The sequence below is a fragment of the Rickettsia sp. Tenjiku01 genome (assembly GCF_001653015.1).
Lineage (GTDB): Bacteria > Pseudomonadota > Alphaproteobacteria > Rickettsiales > Rickettsiaceae > Rickettsia > Rickettsia rickettsii.
Genome location: NZ_BCMR01000031.1, coordinates 1 through 1,245 on the forward strand (window position 1 = coordinate 1; position 1,245 = coordinate 1,245).

Sequence of the window (1,245 nt, forward strand, 5' to 3'; positions counted from 1 at the left end):
TGCTCGCAATGACGGTTTCGATTCTCAAACTCCACAGATTCCACATGACCGTATTTATCAACATTAATCCTTAAAGGATGCATATTTTCCTTAAAATCAACACCGAGTGCTAATGCATATATTAGCTCCTCGTGATTTAATTTATATGCCGGCGAATCTTGCAATCTTCCATGATAGTAGACAGTAACCCCCCCAAGCTTATTAAAAACCTTTCTTAATTCTTCATTATTCTTAGCTTCTTTAAACAATTTTGCATGAGCAATAAATTCTTCAGCTATTTCTTTATCTTCCTTCGTTAAATCTTTTTCTATATAATCTTCGGCAAATTCCTCTACTTGTTTTTTATAGTAATATAAACTTTCCGTTGCTGCGTCTAAGGAAGTAAGACCGCCGCCTATTACCGCAATCGGCATCCTAATTACCATATTAGTACTAGAATTTTTCAAAAATGCCCCTCCGTTTTGCAAAGTCATTAAGAAATCAGAAGCCGTTTTTACGCCCTTAGCTTCAAAATTTTCTATATCCAAAACTTTCGGCTGACCTGCTCCAATGCAAAAAGCTATATAGTCAAAACCCAAATCGAAAGCTTGTTCTTTCGTTATATTAAAATCTAAAGCTACTCCGTCATAATATTTGAAATTATTATTTCTCTCTAATATTAGCCGCAATATATCGAGATTGTTTTTATCCCACCGAACGGTAATCCCATATTCCGCTACCCCTCCAAATCCTCTTGGCATTCTTTCCGATAACAAATTTTTATATTCATGCCAAAATTTTATAGGCTTATGAACGTCAAAAGGCAGTAGAGTAATTCTTAAACCGTCAATAGCCACAACATTATGACCTGACCGTAATAAATAATAGCTAAGACTAAAACCTGCAGGACCAAGACCGGTAACTAAAATAGTATAATTAGTAGGTTCTTTCGGAAGCGGTGCATAAATATTAAGCGGATTCCAACGAGTAAGCAGTAAATATATCTCTAAGCCGTAAGGTAATTTAAGTGTTTCTTCTAAAATATTTGATTCTATTAATGGGATATTTACCGGATCTTGCTTTTGGTAAATACAAGCTTTTGAGCAATCATTACAAATTCTATGACCTGTTGCTGCAACCATCGGATTATCAATAACGATAATAGCAAGAGCACCTAGGTTAAAACCTTGTGCCTTAACATAGTTCATTTCAGAAATTTTTTGTTTTAACGGGCAGCCTTGTTTTAAATCCGTCATTGCGAGCGAC

Annotated in this window: 1 protein-coding gene; it reads right to left on the minus strand. The window is 35.2% G+C overall.

Annotated features, from left to right (window positions below):
* The coding region (locus TENJIKU01_RS06775) for an FAD-dependent oxidoreductase (RefSeq protein ID WP_172795063.1) at positions 1-1,245 on the minus strand (1,245 nt) is incomplete at both ends.